The 1,174-nt window shown below is 54.5% G+C and carries 1 protein-coding gene; it reads left to right on the top strand.

The genetic code is table 11. The annotated features are described in order from the left end of the window. Positions 1–138 precede the first annotated feature (138 nt). A partial coding sequence (locus H5U08_RS19405; RefSeq protein ID WP_297037015.1) for a hypothetical protein occupies positions 139–1,174 on the top strand: 1,036 nt, incomplete at its 3' end.

The raw sequence follows: 1,174 nt of genomic DNA, 5'->3' as shown, positions 1-1,174 counted from the left end.
CATTTTTTCACGGTCAGGATCAACAACCGTTTTACAGCGAGAGTCGCGCTAAGTCCGATTCTGCGCAAACTAGAAGAGCAAACCATTGATTCAGACTCCGGATTTGGTTGCTACCGAGCCGACGTCGAAGGAAACGAGTTGCTGGACGTGGACCGCGATGTATCCGAAATCGCCCTGGAAGCCCTTTCCAAGAGCGATGCAGGGATTCGATTTCAAAAGGCCCGCAAGCAGTTCTTTCGGGCACTCGCTAATCAAGAAATACGCAAGTGTGTGGAGACCGTTGCTTGGTCAGAGGATCTTTCCCGGCAGGCGCGTGAGTATGCTTGGGCCTATGAGCGATTGTTATTGGAGGCGCAATCGAAGGAGGAGCTTTGGGACGCATTGCGGGTGGACACGATCAGTCTCCAAATTGCGGCTGGCAATCGATCGGAACGAAGCGTGCTCATTCTGCCGACACATCCCCTCCGTGTGCTGTGGTACGCAGCCTACGCGGATCTGCTGGCACTGTGGGAGCAGGAGTTATTACGTCACGACAGTCGCGAACGGCGGAGGCTACTGGACATCGGGTTGCTTCGACAACTTGCCCCGCTGAATTGTCCGGCATTTGTACTTGCAGAAGATGGCACCGTACTTCTTTCCGCGCAAAACTTGGCTTTCTTTTGGGGCGTATATGTTCCGATCGATATACCTGACCCAGCACGACAAGTGGCTGATGTCGCTCGGGCGGTCGGTCTATATGAAGACGAGGTGTGCTCAACCGATTTGCCGCCAGAGAAGGTCGCACAAGAATTGCGGGTTTATCATTCCATTCACCGCTATTTGCAGACACTGCGTTTAAACGTTGTGAACCCTGGCTCAGGTGCTTTTGTGGCAGCAGCACTGCGGTCGTTTTATAAGGGCTTTCGCTTGGATGGTGAAGAGGAGGGGGCAGAGACCGCACCACCGCCGCGATTAGAGGTGTTTGCCCATTGCCTGCCCCCATTGCCGTTAACGCTGCCCTCGTTGGAACGTTTGAGAACGGAACTTTATGAGGGCCGTCCTGCTGGCCAGCACCACCATTTGGCTCCTTTCTTTTCGCTTTCGATCCGTCCGGAGGAACATGCCGATCGGATTCCCGGTGGCGACGTCAACCTGTCAATGGTCGTAGATAGGCTGCGTCCTGAACTAGTGCCAG

The sequence above is a fragment of the Thermogutta sp. genome, from assembly GCF_014359955.1.
Classification (GTDB): Bacteria; Planctomycetota; Planctomycetia; order Pirellulales; family Thermoguttaceae; genus Thermogutta.
Note: the sequence above shows the minus strand (reverse complement) of the source record. Positions and strands in the feature narration are given on the sequence as shown.